Below are 20,476 nucleotides of genomic sequence, written 5' to 3'. Positions count from 1 at the left end.
AGACCCGAGCCATGCGTGCAGCCATCGACCTGACGCTCCTGACGGTTGGCGCCTCTGGCGTGCCGCTGCGCGGGGCCGACGACGACCGCAAGGACGGCAACGGCAATGGGGGAAGCAAGAACGATACGGCGACCATCACCAAGCCGAAGACCAAGAGCAAGCGGCCCAGCCTCTACCGGGTGCTGCTGCTGAATGACGATTACACTCCCATGGAGTTCGTCGTCCTGGTGCTGCAGGATGTGTTCAACAAGACCCGCGAAGAGGCCATGCGCATCATGCTTCACGTCCACAACCAGGGCGTAGGCGAATGCGGCGTGTTCCCCTTCGAGGTGGCCGAGACCAAGGTCACCCGGGTCATGGACGCGGCGCGCAAGAACCAGCACCCACTTCAGTGCGTGATGGAAAAGCAATAGGAACCGACATATGCCCTCTTTCTCCCGCGGACTTGAGAAGGCCCTCCATCAGGCAATGAACCTGGCCCGCGAGCGGGCGCATGAGTTCGCGACCCTGGAGCACCTGCTGCTTGCCCTGACTGACGACCGCGACACCATCGCAGTGCTGACAGGTTGCGACGTCGACATCGAGGCTCTGAAGTCGGACCTCGAGGACTTCATCAACGAAGAGCTCGACAGCCTCGTGGTGCCCAATGGGCAGGACGCACGGCCGACGGCAGCATTCCAGCGCGTCATCCAGCGCGCGGTGATCCACGTCCAGTCGTCCGGTAAGGAAGAGGTTACGGGCGCGAACGTGCTCGTCGCCATCTTTGCCGAGCGCGAGAGCCACGCTGCCTATTTCCTTGAGCAGCAGGACATGACGCGGCTCGACGCAGTCAATTTCATCTCGCACGGCATCACCAAGTCCGGCCAAACCGAGGAGCGGCGCGTGCGTGGCGCCGAAACTCCGAGTGGCAGCGGGCAGGGCGAGGAAGGCGAGCGGTCCGGCAACGGGCAGAGCTCAGCCTTGGCCGACTTCTGCGTGAACCTCAATGAGAAGGCCCGGGCCGGCAAGATCGACCCGCTGATCGGCCGCGACGCCGAGCTGCGCCGCACGATCCAGATCCTTTGCCGGCGGTCGAAGAACAACCCGCTCTATGTCGGCGACGCCGGCGTGGGCAAGACCGCCATTGCCGAAGGCCTGGCCCGCAAGATTATCGAAGGCGACGTGCCCGAGGTGCTGCGCGAGTCGGTGATCTACGCACTCGACATGGGCTCGCTCCTGGCCGGCACCCGCTATCGCGGCGACTTCGAAGAGCGGCTGAAGGCCGTGATGAAGGAGCTCGAGAAGCACCCGGACGCCATCCTGTTCATCGACGAGATCCACACCGTGATCGGCGCCGGTGCCACTTCGGGCGGCGCGCTCGATGCCAGCAACCTGCTGAAGCCGGCTCTGGCTTCGGGCAACATCCGCTGCATCGGCTCGACCACCTACAAGGAGTACCGCCAGTTCTTCGAGAAGGACCGGGCCTTGGTCCGGCGCTTCCAGAAGATCGACGTCGCCGAGCCGACGATCCCCGATGCGATCGAGATCGTGAAGGGGCTACGGCCGTATTTCGAGGACTACCACAAGCTCAAGTACACCGATGACGCCCTGAAGGCGGCCGTCGAGCTGAGCGCGCGGTACATCAATGATCGGAAGCTCCCGGACAAGGCGATCGACGTGATCGACGAGACCGGTGCCAGCCAGATGCTGCTGACCCCGGAGAACCGTAAGACCACGATCGACGTGGAGGATATCGAGCAGACCATCGCCACGATGGCCCGCATCCCGCCCAAATCTGTGTCGAAGTCGGATACCGAACTGCTCGCCAACCTGGAGAGCAACCTCAAGACGGTGGTGTTCGGCCAGGACCAGGCGATCACTGCGCTCGCTTCGGCGATCAAGCTGGCCCGTGCCGGCCTGCGCGAACCGGAAAAGCCGATCGGTTCGTACCTGTTCACCGGCCCGACCGGCGTCGGCAAGACCGAGGTGGCAAAGCAACTGGCGGATACGCTGGGTGTGGAACTGCTGCGCTTCGACATGTCCGAGTACATGGAGCGGCACACGGTTTCGCGGCTGATCGGTGCCCCTCCGGGCTATGTCGGCTTCGACCAGGGCGGCCTCCTCACCGATGGCGTGGACCAGCATCCGCACTGCGTGGTGCTGCTCGACGAAATCGAGAAAGCCCACCCGGACCTGTTCAACATCCTGTTGCAGGTGATGGACCACGGCAAGCTGACGGACCATAACGGCAAGTCCGTCGACTTCCGCAACGTCATCCTGATCATGACCTCGAACGTCGGGGCCATGGAGCTCTCCAAGGCGCCGATCGGTTTCGGCCGCAAGCGCGAGCAGGGCGACGACGAGGATGCGGTGAACCGGATGTTCACGCCGGAGTTCCGCAACCGCCTCGATGCCATCATCTCGTTCGGGCCGCTGCCGCCGGCAACGGTGCGTCGCGTGGTCGAGAAGTTCGTGCTGCAGCTCGAAGGCCAGCTGGCCGAGCGTGGCGTGACGATCGAGCTGACCCCGGAAGCGGCCGAGTGGCTGGCCGTCCGTGGCTATGACGAGAAGATGGGTGCGCGTCCGCTGGGCCGTGTGATCCAGGAGCACGTCAAGAAGCCGCTGGCCGACCAGGTGCTGTTCGGCGAACTGCAGAACGGCGGTTCGGTCACTGTCGCCGTGGTCGGTATCGGCCCGGATGCCAAGCTCGAGCTGATCGCGGTTCCGCCGCGGCCGGCCCGGCCCAAGGCGATCCCGGCACCCAAGGCCAAGAAGCCCGCAAAGGCGGCCGACAAGCCGGCAGAAGAGAAAAGCTGAGTTTCCATGCAGGGACTAGACGAGGCCGGGAGCGATCCCGGCCTTTTTCTTGAGGGCGAGGGTTTGGGGAGGGACGAATGGGACTTGAAGGCAAGACCATCGCCATAACCGGCGCGGCGCGGGGGTTGGGAGCGGCCCTCTCCATCGTCGCGGCCGACCGCGGCATGATCCCGCTCCTGCTCGGCCGGAATGCGGCGGGCATTGGAGCGGTGGCCGAGGCGATCGAGGCGCGGACGGGGAAGCGCCCGGATGCCTTCGTGTGCGACCTCGCCGATCCGGTGTCGGTGGCCGGTGCGGCAAGCAAGATCGGCGCGGTTTGCCCGGAGCTCGACATCCTGGTCAATTCCGGGTCGCAATGGGTGGGCGGGGCTTATCAGGCGATGACCGACGCGCAGATCGCGGCGGTCGTGGATTCCACCGTGACCGGGACCATGGCGCTGACGCGGCGGCTGCTGCCGCTGTTGCGGGCGCGGCCAGCGGCGGACATTCATACGGTCGTCTCGATGAGCGGCTTGCCCTATGCGCGGATGCGTGGATCGTCGGTTCCGTTCGTGGCGGCCAAGCACGCACAGAACGGCTTCGTGCAGGCGCTGACCGAGGAGATGATCGGCACGAGCGTGCGGGTAACGTCGGTGCATCCGGGACACATCGAGGATAGCTCGCCGCTCGAGGAGGGCTGGGACGTGCCGCGCGGCGCGGCCGATCCCCTGACCGATCGCGATGTGGTGGAGGCGATCCTCTATGTGCTCGGCCAGCCGCCGAACGTGGCGATCCGCTCGCTGGTGATCGAGCGGCAGCAGACCGAGTTCCTGTCCTGACCTAGGCCGGAACAGCGGGTTCCGAGGCGCTTCGTCGGGTGATTTCGCGGTGCGCTGCGACGATTGCAGCTTCGATGGTGCTTTCGTAGAGCACCTCTGGCGGCCGTACCCCGTGCGACGTCAGGGACTTTCGCACGGCAGGCGTGGTGCCCGAGATCAGCAGCACGACGTGGTGGCGGGCGGCTTTGCGGGCGATGCCCTCGATGGTGTTGGCGGCGGTCGAGTCGATGAAAGGTACCGCCGAGAAGTCGATGACGAAGGCGCGGTGCTGGTCGGCGATGCGATCGAGGACCGAGCCGACCGTTGATGCCGCGCCGAAGAAGAAGGCGCCGGTGATGCGGTAAACGGCGACATCGGGATCGGTGGCGATGCTGGGATCGTAGGGCCGGCGGGCCGCGCCGGCGGTGTCCGCCTGATCCTCGGGGATGGGCGGTACATGCACCTCTACGCCGGCCGATTGCGCCATGCGGTGGATGAACAGCAGCGCGCCGAGCGCGAAGCCGACGACGATGCCCTCGGTGAGGCCGCGGAAGACCGTGAGGCCGAAGGTCGCGAGCAGCACCACGGCGTCGCCGGGTGACGTCCGGAGCAGCGTGGCGAAGGCCTGCTTCTCCGCCATGTTCCAGGCAACGACCACCAGCACACCAGCCAGCGCCGCAAGCGGGATGAAGCTCGCCAGAGGTGCCGCGACCAGCATGAACAGCACGATGAAGGCGGAGTGGAACATGCCGGCGAGCGGGCTGCGGGCGCCCGAGCGGACGTTGGTGGCAGTACGGGCCACAGTGCCGGTGGCGCAGATGCCGCCGAACAGCGCCGAGCCGATATTGGCTATGCCCTGGGCGACGAGCTCCATGTTTGATCGATGCCGCCGGCCGGTCATGCCGTCGGCCACCATGGCGGAGAGCAACGACTCGATGGCCCCGAGCAGGGCGAATGAGATGGCGTCGGGCAGGACGGCCTGCGCCTTGTCGAGCGAGAACGACGGCAGCGAGGGACTGGGCAGGGAGTTGGGGATGCCGCCGAAGCGGGTGCCGATCGTCTCGACGGGCAAGTTCAGCAGCGCCGCGGCCAGCGAAGCGGCAATGACGGCGATGAGAATGCCGGGCCAGTGCGGCCGCCAGCGCCTCAGCCCCACGATGATGCCGACGCTGAGGGCAGCGATGCCGAGCGCGGCGGGGCTCGTCGTGCCAATGCCGCCGGCAAGCGCCTCGAGTTTGGGAAGAATATCTCCGGGAACTGCAACCGGCAGCTTGAGTCCGAACAGATCCTGGATCTGGCCGACGAACAGGATCACGGCGATGCCGGAGATGAAGCCGACGGTCACCGGGTAGGGGATGAACTTGATGTAGCTGCCGAGGCGGAACACCCCCATCAGCAGCAGGAATATCCCGGCCATGATGGTGGCGAGCAGCAGCCCGTCGAGCCCGTGCCGGCTGATGGTGGCGGCGACCAGCACGGTGAAAGCGGCAGCCGGGCCGCCGATCTGGAAGCGGCTGCCGCCCAGCGCCGAGATCAGGAAGCCCCCGATAGCGGCCGTGAACAGCCCCCGCTCGGGCGTCGTGCCGGAGGCGATGGCAATGGCCATGGAGAGCGGCAGCGCGACGATGGCGACAGTCAGCCCGGCCAGAACGTCCGCCCGCAGGTCGGCTAGACCATAGCCCTCGCGGAGGACAGTGATCAGTTTGGGGGTGAACAGGTCGGCGAGTGCAGGTGGCGGCGCGGCGCGGGAAGTCGGGGCAGTACTGGCCATCGGATCATTCGCCTTTCGCGAACAAGCGCGGCGATCATCGGGGGCTGGGGCCGTGATCGCCCGTATGACGTCTGGAACTCAATCGATCTTGGGCATGGGTCGTCGGAGGCGCACGCCGCGGCCGCCCGTGTCGCTGCGGGCGTTGTCGCCGATCAGTTCGACGCCAGCCTCGTTCAGCGCTTCGATCACCTTGGTGAGGGTTTCGACGATGCCGCGCACGGTGCCGTCGCTGGCCTCCATCCGCTGGATGGTCGGCAGCGACACCCCGGCCATGTCGGCCAGCGTCTTCTGGTCGATGCCGAGCAGGGCCCGGGCGGCGCGGAGTTGCGAGGCAGTCATCATCGTGTGCTAACGCCTGGACCAGCAAGTCTAGGGTAGAATGTCGACGAACTAATGCTCAGAACATCACTGTTGAGAGGCTAGCACCTCTGCCCGGAGTCGCAAAGCGTGTGGACTAGTCCGGCCTGCGGACGATGAAACCGGCCATGAACAGCAGGTACACCGCTCCCGGGATGACCAGCGCCCCGACTTGCCAATATCCGTAGGCGGCAGCGCCAATGAAGGCGCCGAACAGTAGCGCGAACCAGACCAACAGGTGCTGGGCCCAGCGCAACGGCGGGGCTTCGCGGCGGACGGCGCGCGCCATATCCTGGCCCACAGCGAACAGCGTCCCGGTGACGAAGGTCGTGCCGAGCCGGGCGGCTCCGGTTTGCGGCAGCACCGCATTCTGTGCGCCTGCGGCAGCCGCCAGCGCGAGCATCGCCTGTGCGGCGGAAAAGCCGTTGGTGTGGAGCGTCAGGGTGATGAGCAGGCCGGCAATCACGATGGCCAGGACGCCGACCCGGCCGCGACGATTGCCGATGCTGGAGACCAGGCTGCCGAGAAAGCTGCCGATGACGAACATGACCACCAGGCCGGCAGGGAGTGCCAGCGCGGGGCCCAGATGTGCGAGGCCGGCGCCCAGCTGCGTGGTGTTGCCGCTCATGAACGAGGTGTAGAAGCCGCCCAGTTCGATGAAGCCGACGACGTCGATCATGCCCGCGGCAGCGGTCAACAGCAGGCCCAGGGAGAGATGCGGCGCCGGAGTCACGTCAGATTGGCTGCAATCGCCTTGGCCTGTGCGGCAAGTTCGGCATCGTCAGCCTTGCCGCTGTCGCCGTGCCGGCCGACGGGGATACCCTCGTAGACCGGGATGACGTGGAAATGCAGGTGGAACACCGACTGGCCGGCCGGCGCTTCATTGTACTGCACGACGCGGATGCCGTCGGGGTTGAGGGCGGTCTGGGTGGCCTTGGCGACGCGCTGCACCTGGCTGATCGCCCTGGCGAGGACCGCCGGATCGGCATCGAGCAGGTTACGCGAAGCGGCCTTGGGGATGATCAGGACGTGACCCTTGGACTGCGGGAAGATGTCCATCATGACGAAGACATCGGCATCCTCGTAGACCTTGTGCGATGGGATTTCGCCCTTGATGATCCTGGAGAAGATGTTGCTCGGATCGTAGGCGGTCACGAGGCAGTCTCCATCACGTCGTCGGTGTCGTAGAAGTTGCCCGGGTAGCTCTCGATCGTCTCCTCGACGATGTCGGCGGCGAGGCCGGTGCCATCCTCGAGAACGAGGCGGTCGCGGAGTTCGGTCGCGGCGATCTGGAACGTGGTGTCGGTGGCGAGTTCCTCGAGCGCCGAGGCGAGGATGCCCGGGGTAAGTTTCCGCAGGCGCACCGGGGCAGGGCCGCAGCCCAGTTCGTAGACGCGGCGGCCCCAGTAGGGCTGGTCGAAGAAGTGCGGTACGACGAAGGTCGGGCGACCGGCATAAAGGCCGGCATACGTGGTGCCGGCGCCGCCATGATGGACCAGTGCCTTCATCAGCGGGAACAGCTTGGTGTGGGGCGCCTTGTCGATGGTGTAGACCGTCTCAGGTAGGTCTTCGGCCTTGATGCCGCCCCAGCCCTTGCCGACGACGGCGCGGCCGCCCCATTCCTTGAGCGCCTTGGTGATGATTTCGGTGTTCCGCGCCGCGCCCCAGGGCATCGAGCCAAAGCCGAGATAGATCGGGGCTTCGCCGGCATCGAGGAACTTGCGGAACGACGTGTCCGGCTGCCAATTGGTGATGTCGTCCAGCCGCCAGAAGCCGGTGACGGTGGTGGTCTCGGGCCAATCGCCGGGGCGGGGGGAGATCACCGGGGAATAGGCGTGCAGCGCCGGGATCGGCTCGCCACGGGCGTTCTTGGAGAAGCCCGAGCGCTTACGGCTACGGAGGCCGAGGAGCTTCGCGCGCATGCGGTCGCGCGGAAAATCGTAGTAGCTCTGGTGGGCCGCCTGGACGACGTAGCTGAGCCGGTTGAACAGCGGATCGAGGCTGATGCGGTTGAACAGCGGTTCGGGCTGCGGGCCGTCATAGCCGAAGTACGGGAACTCGCCGGTCGGGTTGATCGGCTGGAACGCCGTCATGATCGCCGGGATGTCCAGCGCCTCGGCGATGTCGACGGCGAAGTTGGTGGTCTGGTGGAAGATGATGGCGTCGACGTCCTGGGCGGTGGCCCAGAGGTGCCGGCAGGCCTCCTTCATGATCTTCTGGCCGTCGCGGAGCAGCTTTGGCGCGTAAAGCAGCGAGTTCTTCGACATGACGTTGTCGAACTGGCTCTGCCGCATAAAGGCCTGGATGTCGCTGCCCAGCGTCGCGAACTCGACACCGTGGCCGGTGACGAAACCCTCGAAGTCGCTGGTGGCGCAGAGGACCACCGAGTGCCCGCGCTTCTTCAGCGCGAGCGATAGCGCGACGAAGGGCTGGACGTCTCCCATCGTACCAATCGCGGCTATGGCGATGCGCTTGCTCATTCAGTCTCCGTCGGCCTCGGGATGAGGCGGGGCGTCATATCCATCGCGAGTGTGGTCTGGCTGAGGCGGCAAGGTACCGCGCCAGACCCAAACCCGTCCAGTGTGGTGCTTTCGAACCACAGCGGCGAAGGCCGCGCAACTCCCAGCTATTGCGGGTCCCCATGTCTGAATGGGGTGTAGCGCTCCAGCGCCTCCTGTTCGCGCGCCACCGATGCGCGTTCCTGCGCGACGAAACGGGACACCGCGTCGCGGAGACCCGGGTGGCCGATCCAGTGAACGGAGCGGGTGGTGGCGGGAGCGTAGCCCCGCGCCAGCTTGTGCTCGCCCTGCGCGCCGGCCTCGACCACGGGCAGCTTGTGCGCGATGGCGAAGTCGATGGCCTGGTAGTAGCAGAGCTCGAAATGGAGGAACGGCACGTTGCGGGTGGCGCCCCAGTAGCGGCCGTAGAGCCGGTCGTGGCCGATCATGCTGAAGGTGCCGGCGATCGGCTCGTCGCCGTCGTAAGCGAACATCAGCAGCACGCGGTCGGCCATCGCCTCAGAGAGCAGCGAGAAGAAACGGCGGTTGAGGTAGGGGCGGCCCCATTTGCGGCTGCCGGTATCCTGGTAGAACTCGAAAAAGGCGTCCCAGACCTCCTCGGTGAGGTCGGCGCCGGTGAGCCATTTCACCGTCAGGCCCTCGGCCTCCAAGGCATCGCGGCGCTCACGACGGGTAACCTTGCGGTGACGCGAGGAGAGGGTGCCGAGGAAGTCCTCGAAGCTGGAGAAGCCATCATTGTGCCAGTGATACTGGGTGTCGTGGCGGACAAGCCAGCCCGAGGCACGGGCGAGGTCGGCTTCGGCCTCGCTGACGAAGGTGGCGTGGACCGATGAGATATTGTTGCGGGTGGCAAGCGTCTCGGCGGTGCGGATCAGCGCTGTGCGGCTTGCGTCGTCGCTGGCGAGGAAGCGCGGGCCGGTGACCGGGGTGAACGGGACGGCGCATTGGAGCTTTGGATAGTACTCGCCGCCGGCCCGCGCGAAGGCATCGGCCCAGCCGTGGTCGAAGACATATTCGCCCTGCGAGTGCGACTTGAGGTAGAGCGGCATGGCCCCGACCGGGGCGCCGCCACTGTTGCTGAGCAGGATGTGCTGCGGCTGCCAGCCGGTGCGGTTGGAGGCAGAGCCGGACTGCTCCAGCGCCAGCAGGAAGCGGTGATCGAGGAAGGGGTTGTCGACTACCCCGTCATGACTCGGGGCCAGTCCGTTCCATACCTCCGCGGGGATCTCCGCGATGGAGCTGAGCACGTCGGCGCTGAGCGTTTCCTCAGGCACTTGGCGGATCGAACCCCTCGAATACGATCTGGTCGGCCTTGCCGAGCACGGCGAGCGCCGCAGCCGGCGACTTGATGGTCCAGGCGGTGACCGGCATGCCGAACGAGCGGAACAGCTTCACTGCCGGCAGATCAAGCGACTTGTCGCGGCATGAGATGAAATCGAAGCGGCTCGCCGGCCAGTGCAGCAAGTGGCGCAGCACGAACTTCGTGCCGTCGCTCAGATGCTGGTCCCACTCCGGTTCATCATAGGCATAAGTGACGATGCCGACGGGCATGGTGGCGCCGCGCTTCTTCACCTCGATGATCAGCTTGGGGTCGAAGGATTCGAGCGTCACCGGACCCCGATAGCCATTGAGGCCATCCATCACCGTCTGCGCCAGCACTTCGGTCGTGGCCTGGTTCGGCTGCTGTTTCAATTCGATCTGCAGCAGTACGCGTCCGTTGATCTGGGCGAGGAACTCGTCGAAGCGCTGCGGGGTATCGCCGGCGGCACTGTCGAGCAGGGTGTAGCTCGCGAGCTCCGCCATGCTGCGCGCGCCGACCGGGCCGGCGACGCCGGTCAGCCGGTCGAGATCGTCGTCGTGGAAGATCATCGGGATGCCGTCGCGGCTGAGCTGGACGTCGCACTCGATGGCGTAGCCGCGCTCAATCGCCGCGGCGAAGGCGCTCGCGGTGTTCTCGATGATGCCGCGAGCGCGGTCATGCAGACCGCGATGGGCGATTGGGCGGTCGAAATTGGGTTTGGCGCTCATGCTTCTAAGCCGTCATATGGGGTTCAGGACGCGCCGGCGCTAGCAGCCCCGCATGACACTTTCGCGTCGCCGCCGCCTCAGTCCTCGACTTCGATGATGCCTTCGACTTCGACGGCGGCGCCGAGGGGCAGGGAGGCCATGCCGACGGCCGAACGGGCATGTTTGCCCTTGTCACCAAGCACGCCGACGATGAGGTTCGAAGCGCCGTTGGCGACGAGGTGCTGTTCGGCGAAGTCAGGCGTCGAGGCAACGAACACCGTGAGCTTCAGCACGCGCTTGACCTTGGCGAGGTCGACGCCGGCGCTATGGACGATCTGGCTGAGGAAGTTGACTGCAGCGAGTTCGGCGGCGTTGCCGCCCTGGACGACGTTCATGGTATCGCCAAGCAGACCGACCGCCACGCCATCGGGGCCCGAGGAGATCTGGCCCGAGACATAGATGATGTTGCCCGTGCGAGTGACCGGAATGTAGGTCGCGACCGGCGCTTTCGGCTGCGGCAGCTCGTAGCCATATTCGCGGAGCTTATCGAGGGGGCTGGTCATCCTGGTTCTCTTCGTCTTTGTCTGCGTTGCGGGCGGCGCGAGCCTTCACCCGGTCGTATAGCTTGCCGCGGATCACCGCGTCCCGTCCGAAGCGATCGCGTACACGATCAATGGCCCGTTCGGCGGCAGCGCGCCGCGCGATTCCCGGCTCGATCAGGTCGACCGGATCGACGCCGTCTGCCTCCGAAATGCCGCTGACGCCGATGCCGATCAAGCGGAACGCCGTCCCGTCGATCTCGCGGGCGAGAAGCTGCAAGCCGGTCTCGTAGAGCACGTTGGCAAGCTGTGTCGGGATCATCAATTGCCGGGCCCGGGTGCGCAAGCGAAAACCGGCGGACTTGAGCTTGAGGGTAACGGTATCGCCGAGGATCGACTTGGCCTTGAGGCGCTCCGACAGGCGTTCGCAGAGGGCCAGCAGCTCGGTCGACAGGTCGTCGAAGCTCTTGAGGTCGGTGTTGAAGGTGGTCTCTGCAGAAACCGTCTTCATCTGGTCGTCGGTGGAGACGATGCGCGCATCTTCGCCACGGGCCAGACGAGCGAGGCGGGCGCCGGAATCGCCATAGAGACGCATCAGCTTTTCGGGTGGCGTCGCCTGCAGCTGGCCGATGGTGTCGAACCCGTCCTTGCGCAGCGTTTCCGCGAACACCTTGCCGACGCCGTAGATCAACGTGACCGGTTGGCGGGCGAGGAAATCCACGGTTTCGGCCCGGCCGATCACCGCGAAGCCGCGCGGCTTGTCCAGGTCCGAGGCGACCTTGGCGAGGAACTTGTTGTGGCTGAGGCCGACCGAGATGGTGACGCCGATCTCCTGCTCGACCTTGCGGGCAAAACGGGCGAGGACCACGGCGGGCTTGGCCTTGTGCAGAGTCTCCGTGCCGGTGAGGTCGAGGAACGCCTCGTCTATCGACAGCGGTTCGACCAGCGGGGTCAGCTGGTCCATCAGCACGCGGATCTCGCGGCTGACCGTGACGTATTTCTGCATGTTAGGCGGGATGATCACCGCGTGGGGGCAGAGTTCCTTGGCCTTGAACATGGGCATGGCGGAGCGCACGCCGTACTGCCGGGCGATGTAGCAACAGGTCGAGACCACGCCCCGCACGCCACCGCCGATGATCAGCGGCTTGTCGACGAGGCTCGGATCGTCGCGCTTCTCGATCGAGGCGTAGAAGGCGTCGCAGTCGACGTGGGCGATGCTCAGCGCGCCGAGCTCGTCATGGGCGATGATTCTCGGTGAACCGCACGTGCGGCAGCGGCTGGGGGCGTCGAGAGCCTCCAGCGTTGCCGAACAGTCGCGGCAGATCGATAGCATCGCTCGGTCATCCCGCCGGGTTGAGCCTGGCCCAGACGCGCATGAAGTCGTCGGGCTTGAAGCTGTTGTTGGCGCAGAGCGCGAGGAGCAGCGCCTCGTTGGTGGCGAAGTAGTCGATCAGGCCGCTATCGAGCCCGTCACCCCCGGCGGCCTTGCGCAGCGCATCGGGCGAGTAGCCGGTCAGGCTCATGAACTCGGCGAGTTGCGCCGGGTTCTCGGCCAGGTGGTGCAGGCACAGATCGCCCAGCGTGCGGGAGGTGAGTTCGGCGGTTTTGGGCAAGGGCAGGGGCTCGGTTGTAATCGATTGATGTTACCCCGAACTTCGGGCAGAACACGAGTACCCGCCAGCCCCCTTTCCGGGTGGATTTGAGTCTGCATGCCCAAGACTGTGATGATCGTTGAAGACAATGAGCTCAACATGAAGCTCTTCAACGATCTGCTTGAATCGCGTGGATATTCCATCATCCAGACCCGCAACGGACTGGAGGCGCTGGACCTTGCCCGGGCGCATCGCCCCGACCTGATTCTGATGGACATCCAGCTGCCGGAAGTCTCGGGCCTGGTGGTCACCAAGTGGCTGAAGGAAGACGACGAGCTGATGGCGATTCCTGTCATCGCCGTCACCGCCTTCGCCATGAAGGGCGACGAGGAGCGTATCCTGCAGGGCGGCTGCGAGGGATACATCTCCAAACCGATCTCCGTGCCTCACTTTTTGGAAACCATTGCCCGCTACATTGGACCCGCCAACTAGGCTTTTGCCTTGGCTGGCAACGGCAGATTTCCTCAAATCGCGGGGGCTTGAGGTCTTTGACGGCGCGGGTGCTGATCGTCGACGATATTCCGACCAATGTACGCCTGCTCGAGGCGCGGCTTTCTGCCGAGTATTTCGATGTGGTCACGGCGTCGTCGGGCAAGGAAGCGCTCGCCATCTGCGCCGAAGGCGAGATCGACATCATCCTGCTCGACGTGATGATGCCCGAGATGGATGGCTTCGAGGTCTGCGCGCGGCTGAAGGCTGACCGCAAGACCAGCCACATCCCGGTGCTGATGGTCACCGCGCTCGACCAGCCCTCCGACCGCGTGCGCGGGCTCGAGGCCGGCGCCGACGATTTCCTGACGAAGCCGGTCGACGACATCCAGCTGATGGCGCGGGTGAAAAGCCTTGTTCGCCTCAAGGCGCTGACCGACGAGCTCAGGGCGCGTGCCCGCACCGGCCAGGAGATCGCCATCGAAGACGCGATGCGCGCCATGGACACTATCGACCACGAGGATGGCCGCATCCTGCTGGTCGATGCCGACGTCCGGCACGCGGAGCGGATCAAGGGCTACCTGAGTGCCAACAATCGGGTGGATGTGCTCGTCAACCCGTCCGACGCCGCGCTGGCAGTCAGCGGTGGCGACTTCGAGCTGGCACTGGTGTCGATGGCGCTGGGCGATTTCGATCCGCTGCGAATCTGCTCGCAGATGCGCACCGCCGAACAGACACGCACGCTGCCGATCATCCTGATCGCCGAGGAGGACGACCGGCCGCGCGTGGTGCGGGGGCTCGACCTCGGGGTCAACGATTTCATCATGCGCCCGGTGGAGCGCAACGAGCTGATGGCGCGGGTGCGGACGCAGATCCGCCGGCAGCGCTACGCCGTGGAACTGCGCCAGAGCGTCAACAATACGCTGGCGCTGGCGGTGACCGACGAGCTGACCGGGCTCTATAACCGGCGCTACTTCGAGCGGCATCTGTCGATCCTGTTGCAGAAGGCGCAGCAACAGGACCGCGACATGGCGGTAATGCTGATCGACATGGATTACTTCAAGGCGGTCAACGACACGCACGGCCACGACACCGGCGATGCGGTGCTGCGCGAGTTCGCCGATCGGCTGCGCCGCAATATCCGCGGCGTCGATCTCGCTTGCCGATTCGGCGGTGAGGAATTTGTGGTGCTGATGCCGGACACTGACTTTCGCCAGGCGCAGGGCGTTGCCGAGCGGGTGCGCGGGGCAGTGGCGGAGAAGGGCTTTGACGCCGGCAACGGGCGGCCGCTGGCGGTTACGGTGTCAGTCGGGATGGCGCTCAACGAGCACGACACCGATACCCCAGAGATGCTGCTTAAGCGCGCCGACGTGGCGCTTTACCGCGCCAAGCGCGAGGGCCGGAACCGAGTCGTATTCGACGCAGCGTAGTTGCGATCGTCACGATTCCGTCGCATAGCGAAATCATTAAGGTTAAGGATTAGTAACGTTGTGGAGCGCCTATTTGCTCCGCAGCGAGAAAGGGTTAAGTTAGCCCCATAGAACAACGCCGACACTATCGGTGTCAGCAGTCACCCCTACGGTTCTCCTCAGGTCCGCCGCAACTCCTGGGTCCGTAGGGAGGCTGGTCCGTAGCGGGCAAGAGTGGCCTCTTCGACATGCCGCTACGGACCAGCCACTCATCGAACGCCCGTCCCGTTTACCGGGGCGGGCGTTTTCCATTCGTGATGCCCATAACGCAAAACCCCGCGCCAAGGGGCGCGGGGTTTTGAAACCGGCACGAAAGCGGCAGATTATTTGATCTTGGCTTCCTTGAACTCGACGTGCTTGCGCACGACGGGATCGTACTTCTTGAACGAGAGCTTCTCGGTCTGGGTACGCGAGTTCTTCTTGGTGACGTAGTAGAAGCCAGTGTCGGCGGTCGACACGAGCTTGATCTTGAGGGATACGGCTTTGGCCATGGTCAGGTTCCTTGAAACGGCTTGCCGCGCGCTATCCGCGGGGCACTGAATTCAACCGGCCAACCGGCCCGTGGAAATTTGGCCGGAAACTACGGATTTTCGGGCCGATGTCAAGCGGACACTAGGCGGCCGGGGCCGCCCATTGTGTCAGACGTCGCTGCGCGAAGTATCGCCGCGGCTCGGGTCGAACCCGTACATGTGGTTGGCCCACTGAAGGCCAACGACGGCGCCCTTGATCGAGGGCAGCATGATCAGCGGCAACAGAATCGCGGCGGGGATCATGGTCCAGACGTAGAGCATCGGATCGACCGGGCCGCTCATCTCGGCATGCAGCATCCAGCCGATCAGCACGTGGCCAACGATGAAGATGGCGATATAGGGCGGGAAATCGTCGGCACGCGCCGCGCTCAGCTTCTCGCCGCATTCGCTGCAAGTGTCGTTGAGCTTGAGGTAGGAACGGAACAGCTTGCCCTTGCCGCAGTTCGGGCAGCGGCACATCACGCCGTTGCCGATTGCCTTCCACAGCGAACGCTGCTCGCGCACAAAACCGATCTCGACCGCCATCGCTATCTCTTTCGTTTGGCGAGCTTGCGATAGGCGCCCGCCTTGCCTCGGCTGCTAGATGGTCCTTTGCGGCCGCGCCCACCAGATGACGGAACGCCGCGGCTACCTTCGCTCAGGAGTTCGAAGCGAAGAGCCCCGGCAACGGGGGCGACCTCGAGCAGGCGGACGCTGACATCATCGCCGATGCGGAAGGTTTCGCCGGTGCGATCGCCGACCATCGCCTGCATCTCCTCGACGAAGCGATAGTAGTCCTGCCCGAGGGTGGAGGCGGGAATGAAGCCGTCGGCGCCGGTATCCTTCAACCGGACGAACAGGCCCGAGCGGGTGACGCCGGAGATGCGGCCCTCGAACTTGGCGTTGACGTGAGCGGCGAGGAACTCCGCCAACAGCCGGTCGATGGTCTCGCGCTCGGCCAGCATAGCGCGGCGCTCGGTCGACGAGATGTGCTGGGCGATGCCCGGCAGCTTGACGATCTCGCCTTCGGTCAGCCCGTCCTTGCCGAGGTCGAGCGCAGTGATCAGCGCGCGGTGCACGATCAGGTCGGCATAGCGGCGGATCGGCGAGGTGAAGTGGGCGTAGCGGTCGAGATTGAGGCCGAAATGGCCGTAGTTCTCGGCCGCGTACTCGGCCTGCGCCTGGGTGCGGAGGATGATCTCGCTGACTTGCTGGATCTTGCCGTCGGTGCGGGCCTTGTCGAGGATGCGGTTGAAGTCCGAGGGACGCACCGCGTCGGACTTCGGCGCAGGCAGCTGCAGCGAGCTCAGGAAGTCGCGCAGCGCCACCAGCTTCTCCTGGCTCGGCGTATCGTGCACCCGGTAGAGCAGGGCGCTCTTGTGCTTCTCCAGCGTCTCGGCCGCCGCGACATTGGCGGCGATCATCATCTCTTCGATCAGCCGATGCGCATCGAGCCGCTCGGGGACTTTGACGTCGACGACCATCCCGGCCTTGTCGAGGATGATCTTGCGCTCGGGCAGGTCGAGATCAAGCGGACCGCGATTGTCGCGGGCCTTGGCCATGGCACCGTAGGCGGCCCAGAGCGGGCGGAGGATAGTGTCGAGGATCGGGCCGGTCTTGTCGTCCGGCCGGCCGTCGATGGCGGCCTGCGCCTGCTGGTAGTTGAGCTTGGCGGCGGAACGGAACAGCACGCGGTGGAAGCTGTGCGAGCGCTTCTTGCCATGCTGGTCGAAGACCATGCGCACCGCCATCGACGGGCGGTTCTCGCCTTCCTTCAGCGAGCAGAGGTCGTTGGAGATGCGCTCGGGCAACATCGGCACGACGCGATCAGGGAAATAGACCGAGTTGCCGCGGATGTAGGCTTCGCGATCGAGGGCCGTGCCTGGGCGGACGTAGGCCGAGACGTCGGCGATGGCGACATAGACGATGTGGCCGCCGGCGTTCTTCGGATCGGTGTCCGGTTCGGCATAGACCGCGTCGTCGTGATCCTTGGCGTCGGCCGGATCGATGGTGACGAGCGGGATGTGCCGCCAGTCCTCGCGGCCCTTGATCGTGGTTTCCTTGGCTTCTTCCGATTCCTTCAGCACAGAGGCCGGGAAGCGGTAGGGGATATCGAGGTTGTGGATCGCGATCATCGAGACCGCGCCCTCGGTCTTCGGATTGCCGATGACGAGGGTGACCTTGGCCTTGGGGATCATCAGCCGGCCGGTGAGCTTCACCTCCACTTCGACCAGGTCGCCATCACGGGCGCCGCCGAGGTCGCCACCCTCGATGCGCATTTCCTTCTGCTTGCGATCGACCGGGATCAGACGTGCGCCGTCTTCGTCCATGCGGACGATGCCGATCTGGCCGCGCCGCGGCTTGTCGAGGATCTTCATCGCCCGGGCAGTGTAGTTCGGCAGCTCGCCATCGCCGGCGCTGATGCGGGCGAGGATGCGGTCGCCCGGGGCGGGAGCAACACGGGCATCCTTGGGCTGCTTGACCATGACGCGGGGCCGCGCGCCTTCCTCGTCGTTCCACTGAGCGGGGAAGGCGTGGAGGTTGTCTGGGTCGGCGTCGGTTGGGATATCGAGCACGGTGACGGCGGGCAGGGCGGCTGTGGGCCGGATCTGCTTGCGGGTGCGGGCGATGAAGCCCTCACCCTCCATCTGCTTCAGCAGCACCTTGAATGGGGTGCGCATGTCGCCATGGATGCCGAAATGGCGCGCCAGGTCGCGCTTGCCATCGAGGGTCGGCTGCTGCGCCATCGCTTCGAGGATGGCTTCGCGAGAGGGGAGGTTGCCGACGGCGAACTGCCGCGGGCCTTTGGGAGTAATCTTGGTTTTTGGCGCTTTCGCCATTGTCTCTTTCTTTAGGCGGGTGTCTCCGCCTTCGTCTTCGATGCGGCCTTGGGCTTGGCTGCTGTCTTTGCAGTCGATTTGGCCTTGGCCGCTGGTTTCTTTGTCGCCGCTTTCTTCGCTGGGGCTTTCTTAGCACCCGCGCTGCGCGACGAGGATTTCTTTGCGCCGGATGCGCCTCCCTTGGCCGCGATCAGTTCGAGCGCCTGCTCGATCGTCACGTCTTCGGGCTTCAACTCCTTGGGCAGCGTTGCGTTCACCTTGCCCTGATTCACATAAGGGCCATAGCGGCCGGCGCGGACCGAGATCGGACCAGCGTCGTGCTCGAAGGTCTTGATCGCCGCCGGCGTACCGGAGCCTCCTCGGCCGAACCGTCCGCCGCCCGCCGCCTTCTGGGCGAGGAGATCGACGGCGCGGTTGAGCCCGACCGTGAACACTTCCTCGACTTCGGGGAGATTGGCATAGGTGCCATCGTGCAGGATGAATGGTCCATAGCGGCCGATGCCGGCGCTGATCGGCTTGCCCGTCTCCGGGTGCATTCCGACTTCGCGTGGCAGCGTCAAAAGCTGCAACGCCTTCTCGAGCGTCAGACTGTCGGGAGTCCAGCCTTTTGGGAGGGACGAGCGCTTCGGCTCGGTTCCGTCGCCAAGCTGTACATATGGACCGAAGCGGCCCGACTTCAAGGCCACCTCCAACCCGCTCTCGGGGTCGGTGCCGAGGATGCCGTCACCTGCACCGGCTTCGCTGGCCCCGCCAGCGGCGGCATCAGAAAGCTGCATGGTGTAGCGGCACTCGGGATAGTTCGAGCAGCCGATGAAGGCGCCGAACTTGCCCAGCTTCAACGACAGCTGGCCGGTCCCGCAATTCGGGCAGCGGCGCGGATCGGAACCGTCGGCCTTGGCCGGGAAGATATGGTCGGCCAGCATGTCGTTGAGAGCATCGAGCACCTCGGAAACGCGCAGGTCCTTGATGTCTTCGACGTGGCGCTGGAACTCGGTCCAGAACTCGCGCAGCACGTCCTTCCAGGCAAGTTTGCCGTCGGAGATCAGGTCGAGCTGCTCCTCGAGGCTGGCGGTGAAGCCGTATTCGACATAGCGATCGAAGAAGCTCTCGAGAAAGGCGGTTACGATGCGGCCGCGATCCTCGGGGATCAGCGTGCGCTTTTCGAGCCGGACATAGTTGCGGTCCTGCAGCACGCTCATGGTGGCGGCGTAGGTGGAGGGCCGGCCGATGCCGAGCTCTTCCATCTTCTTGATCAGGCTCGCCTCGGTGTAGCGCGGCGGCGGCTGGGTGAAGTGCTGTTCGATCAGCGCTTGTTCAAGCTTGGGCCGGTCGCCGACGTTGAGCGGCGGCAGCTCGCGGCTATCCTCGTCGTCCTCGCTATCGGCAGTGCGGTCTTCCTTGGCCTCGACGCCATAGAGCGCCAGGAAACCGGAGAAGGTGACGACCGAGCCAACGGCGCGCAGCGCGATATCGCGGCTGGTAGCAAAGACTGAGATATCGGCCGTGGTGCGTTCGATTTCGGCCGAGCGCATCTGGCTGGCGAGGGTGCGCTTCCAGATCAGCTCGTAGAGGCGATGGCGGTCCGGGTCGTCGCGCACGGTGTCGGGGTGGCGGAACATGTCCGTGGGACGGATGGCCTCGTGCGCCTCCTGGGCGTTCTTGGCCTTGGTCTGGTAGATGCGCGCCTTCTCGGGGATGTAGTCGGCGCCGAAATTCTTGACGATGGCGCGGCGCGCCTGGTCGATGCCTTCCGGCGCCATCTGCACGGCGTCGGTTCGCATATAGGTGATGATGCCCTCTTCGTAGAGCCGCTGCGCGATCTGCATGGTGCGGCTCGGCGAGAAGCCGAGGCGCGACGAGGCGTCCTGCTGCAGGCTCGAAGTGGTGAAGGGCGGATAGGGGTTGCGCTTAGTCGGCTTCTTGTCGACCGACGACACGCTGAACGTGCCGGCCTCGATCGCCTTCTTCAGCGCCTCGGCTTCGTCGCCGGTGCCGACGTCGAGCTTGTCGGTCTTTTTGCCATCGACCGAGTAGAGCCGGGCCTCGAAGGATTTGCCCTTCTCGCTCAGCTTGGCGCCGATCGACCAGTATTCCTGCGGGCGGAACTTCTCGATCTCGCGCTCGCGGTCCGAGACGATGCGCAGCGCAACGGACTGCACACGGCCGGCGGAGCGGGAGCCCGGGAGCTTCCGCCAGAGTACGGGCGAGAGCGTAAAGCCAACCAGATAATCGAGGGCGCGGCGCGCCAGGTAGGCATCGACCAACGGCTCGTCGATCTGGCGCGGATGCTGCATCGCCTCGGTGATCGCGGCCTTGGTGATCGCGTTGAACACAACGCGGCTGACCGGCTTGTCCTTGATCAGCTTCTTTTGCCGCAGCACGTCGAGCACGTGCCACGAGATCGCTTCGCCTTCGCGATCCGGATCGGTAGCGAGGATCAGTTCGTCGGCGTTCTTGAGCGCATTGCCGATATCGGCGAGCCGCTTCTTGGAGTTGGTATCGACCTCCCAGATCATCGCAAAGTCATCGTCGGGCAGCACCGAGCCATCCTTGGCCGGCAGGTCACGGACGTGACCGAAGCTCGCCAGGACCTCATAATCCTTGCCGAGATAGGTGTTGATTGTCTTGGCCTTAGCCGGACTTTCAACGATGACGAGCTTCATGGGATAGGGCTTTCGGGAGTGGCGTTCGAACGCGGCGCAACATGGTGAAGCGGGTTGGGGCTGTCAACCGGGCGGGCAGCGCCGGTCGGCGTTCCCCCTATGGGGGAAGAAACTTGGGCTCAGCAAAG

General features: G+C 65.1%; 19 protein-coding genes. 5 read left to right on the top strand and 14 right to left on the bottom strand.

Annotated features, from left to right (window positions below; all coding sequences use genetic code 11):
* The first annotated feature begins 11 nt into the window (after positions 1-11).
* The 3 genes from clpS to AC1DV8_RS16390 all read left to right on the top strand — a co-directional run bounded on the left by clpS (position 12) and on the right by AC1DV8_RS16390 (position 3,614).
* Positions 12-413 (top strand): ATP-dependent Clp protease adapter ClpS, encoded by a 402-nt coding sequence (gene clpS, locus AC1DV8_RS16400; RefSeq protein ID WP_477158178.1) that lies wholly within the window; start codon positions 12-14, stop codon positions 411-413.
* Between the two features lie 10 nt (positions 414-423).
* Positions 424-2,796: an ATP-dependent Clp protease ATP-binding subunit ClpA gene (gene clpA, locus AC1DV8_RS16395; protein WP_477149138.1), complete on the top strand. Its 2,373-nt coding sequence runs from the start codon at positions 424-426 to the stop codon at positions 2,794-2,796.
* Positions 2,797-2,873: 77 nt separating this feature from the next.
* Positions 2,874-3,614, top strand: coding sequence for an SDR family oxidoreductase (locus AC1DV8_RS16390; RefSeq protein ID WP_477149139.1), 741 nt, complete (start codon positions 2,874-2,876; stop codon positions 3,612-3,614).
* Position 3,615: 1 nt separating this feature from the next.
* On the opposite strand, the gene AC1DV8_RS16385 is transcribed toward AC1DV8_RS16390, so the two are convergent.
* From AC1DV8_RS16385 to AC1DV8_RS16340, 10 genes are all read right to left on the bottom strand, one after another.
* Positions 3,616-5,364 (bottom strand): SulP family inorganic anion transporter, encoded by a 1,749-nt coding sequence (locus tag AC1DV8_RS16385; protein ID WP_477158177.1) that lies wholly within the window; start codon positions 5,362-5,364, stop codon positions 3,616-3,618.
* Positions 5,365-5,442: 78 nt separating this feature from the next.
* A complete protein-coding gene (locus AC1DV8_RS16380; RefSeq protein ID WP_477149141.1) occupies positions 5,443-5,706 on the bottom strand; it encodes a helix-turn-helix domain-containing protein in 264 nt (87 codons plus the stop codon).
* A gap of 112 nt (positions 5,707-5,818) precedes the next feature.
* On the bottom strand, positions 5,819-6,418 hold the full coding sequence (locus AC1DV8_RS16375) for a YoaK family protein (protein WP_477149142.1): 600 nt from the start codon (positions 6,416-6,418) through the stop codon (positions 5,819-5,821).
* Positions 6,419-6,450: 32 nt separating this feature from the next.
* Positions 6,451-6,876: an HIT family protein gene (locus AC1DV8_RS16370; protein ID WP_477149143.1), complete on the bottom strand. Its 426-nt coding sequence runs from the start codon at positions 6,874-6,876 to the stop codon at positions 6,451-6,453.
* Positions 6,873-8,201 (bottom strand): glycosyltransferase, encoded by a 1,329-nt coding sequence (locus AC1DV8_RS16365; protein ID WP_477158176.1) that lies wholly within the window; start codon positions 8,199-8,201, stop codon positions 6,873-6,875. The genes AC1DV8_RS16370 and AC1DV8_RS16365 overlap by 4 nt, the downstream gene beginning before the upstream one ends.
* Positions 8,202-8,347: 146 nt before the next feature.
* Positions 8,348-9,514 (bottom strand): GNAT family N-acetyltransferase, encoded by a 1,167-nt coding sequence (locus AC1DV8_RS16360; RefSeq protein WP_477158175.1) that lies wholly within the window; start codon positions 9,512-9,514, stop codon positions 8,348-8,350.
* Positions 9,507-10,268 (bottom strand): glycerophosphodiester phosphodiesterase family protein, encoded by a 762-nt coding sequence (locus AC1DV8_RS16355; RefSeq protein WP_477158174.1) that lies wholly within the window; start codon positions 10,266-10,268, stop codon positions 9,507-9,509. The genes AC1DV8_RS16360 and AC1DV8_RS16355 overlap by 8 nt, the downstream gene beginning before the upstream one ends.
* A 77-nt stretch (positions 10,269-10,345) precedes the next feature.
* Positions 10,346-10,810: a RidA family protein gene (locus AC1DV8_RS16350; RefSeq protein ID WP_477149147.1), complete on the bottom strand. Its 465-nt coding sequence runs from the start codon at positions 10,808-10,810 to the stop codon at positions 10,346-10,348.
* Entirely contained in the window at positions 10,791-12,119 is a 1,329-nt protein-coding gene (locus AC1DV8_RS16345; protein ID WP_477158173.1) for a DNA polymerase IV, read from the bottom strand. Before AC1DV8_RS16345 ends, AC1DV8_RS16350 begins: the two co-directional genes overlap by 20 nt.
* A gap of 7 nt (positions 12,120-12,126) precedes the next feature.
* Positions 12,127-12,399 (bottom strand): DUF3572 family protein, encoded by a 273-nt coding sequence (locus tag AC1DV8_RS16340; protein WP_477149149.1) that lies wholly within the window; start codon positions 12,397-12,399, stop codon positions 12,127-12,129.
* Between the two features lie 96 nt (positions 12,400-12,495).
* On the opposite strand from AC1DV8_RS16340, the gene AC1DV8_RS16335 reads away from it, so the two are divergent.
* Entirely contained in the window at positions 12,496-12,870 is a 375-nt protein-coding gene (locus AC1DV8_RS16335; protein WP_326870215.1) for a response regulator, read from the top strand.
* A 56-nt stretch (positions 12,871-12,926) separates the two neighbouring features.
* The gene (locus tag AC1DV8_RS16330) at positions 12,927-14,297 is read left to right on the top strand and encodes a PleD family two-component system response regulator (RefSeq protein ID WP_477149408.1); all 1,371 of its coding nucleotides are present in this window, start codon (positions 12,927-12,929) and stop codon (positions 14,295-14,297) included.
* Positions 14,298-14,659: 362 nt separating this feature from the next.
* On the opposite strand, the gene rpmG is transcribed toward AC1DV8_RS16330, so the two are convergent.
* The 4 genes from rpmG to topA form a co-directional block, all read right to left on the bottom strand.
* Positions 14,660-14,827 (bottom strand): 50S ribosomal protein L33, encoded by a 168-nt coding sequence (gene rpmG, locus AC1DV8_RS16325; RefSeq protein ID WP_055048921.1) that lies wholly within the window; start codon positions 14,825-14,827, stop codon positions 14,660-14,662.
* A gap of 147 nt (positions 14,828-14,974) precedes the next feature.
* Positions 14,975-15,391, bottom strand: coding sequence for a DUF983 domain-containing protein (locus AC1DV8_RS16320; protein WP_477158172.1), 417 nt, complete (start codon positions 15,389-15,391; stop codon positions 14,975-14,977).
* A 2-nt stretch (positions 15,392-15,393) separates the two neighbouring features.
* Positions 15,394-17,685, bottom strand: a complete 2,292-nt coding sequence (rnr, locus tag AC1DV8_RS16315) for a ribonuclease R (protein WP_477158171.1) — start codon at positions 17,683-17,685, stop codon at positions 15,394-15,396.
* 11 nt (positions 17,686-17,696) lie between these two features.
* Positions 17,697-20,348: a type I DNA topoisomerase gene (topA, locus tag AC1DV8_RS16310; RefSeq protein ID WP_477158170.1), complete on the bottom strand. Its 2,652-nt coding sequence runs from the start codon at positions 20,346-20,348 to the stop codon at positions 17,697-17,699.
* Positions 20,349-20,476: the final 128 nt, after the last annotated feature.

It is taken from the genome of Devosia sp. P3_B2, assembly GCF_056402875.1.
This window is presented reverse-complemented; position numbering and strand designations above follow the sequence as displayed.

What these genes read in the sequence shown, in the direction of transcription:
- AC1DV8_RS16385 (WP_477158177.1), bottom strand. Translation starts at nt 5,364, where the DNA reads ATGGCCAGTACTGCCCCGACTTCCCGCGCCGCGCCGCCACCTGCACTC.
- rpmG (WP_055048921.1), bottom strand. Translation starts at nt 14,827, where the DNA reads ATGGCCAAAGCCGTATCCCTCAAGATCAAGCTCGTGTCGACCGCCGAC.
- AC1DV8_RS16390 (WP_477149139.1), top strand. Translation starts at nt 2,874, where the DNA reads ATGGGACTTGAAGGCAAGACCATCGCCATAACCGGCGCGGCGCGGGGG.
- clpA (WP_477149138.1), top strand. Translation starts at nt 424, where the DNA reads ATGCCCTCTTTCTCCCGCGGACTTGAGAAGGCCCTCCATCAGGCAATG.
- rnr (WP_477158171.1), bottom strand. Translation starts at nt 17,685, where the DNA reads ATGGCGAAAGCGCCAAAAACCAAGATTACTCCCAAAGGCCCGCGGCAG.
- AC1DV8_RS16320 (WP_477158172.1), bottom strand. Translation starts at nt 15,391, where the DNA reads ATGGCGGTCGAGATCGGTTTTGTGCGCGAGCAGCGTTCGCTGTGGAAG.
- AC1DV8_RS16335 (WP_326870215.1), top strand. Translation starts at nt 12,496, where the DNA reads ATGCCCAAGACTGTGATGATCGTTGAAGACAATGAGCTCAACATGAAG.
- AC1DV8_RS16380 (WP_477149141.1), bottom strand. Translation starts at nt 5,706, where the DNA reads ATGATGACTGCCTCGCAACTCCGCGCCGCCCGGGCCCTGCTCGGCATC.
- AC1DV8_RS16355 (WP_477158174.1), bottom strand. Translation starts at nt 10,268, where the DNA reads ATGAGCGCCAAACCCAATTTCGACCGCCCAATCGCCCATCGCGGTCTG.
- clpS (WP_477158178.1), top strand. Translation starts at nt 12, where the DNA reads ATGCGTGCAGCCATCGACCTGACGCTCCTGACGGTTGGCGCCTCTGGC.
- AC1DV8_RS16365 (WP_477158176.1), bottom strand. Translation starts at nt 8,201, where the DNA reads ATGAGCAAGCGCATCGCCATAGCCGCGATTGGTACGATGGGAGACGTC.
- topA (WP_477158170.1), bottom strand. Translation starts at nt 20,348, where the DNA reads ATGAAGCTCGTCATCGTTGAAAGTCCGGCTAAGGCCAAGACAATCAAC.
- AC1DV8_RS16350 (WP_477149147.1), bottom strand. Translation starts at nt 10,810, where the DNA reads ATGACCAGCCCCCTCGATAAGCTCCGCGAATATGGCTACGAGCTGCCG.
- AC1DV8_RS16345 (WP_477158173.1), bottom strand. Translation starts at nt 12,119, where the DNA reads ATGCTATCGATCTGCCGCGACTGTTCGGCAACGCTGGAGGCTCTCGAC.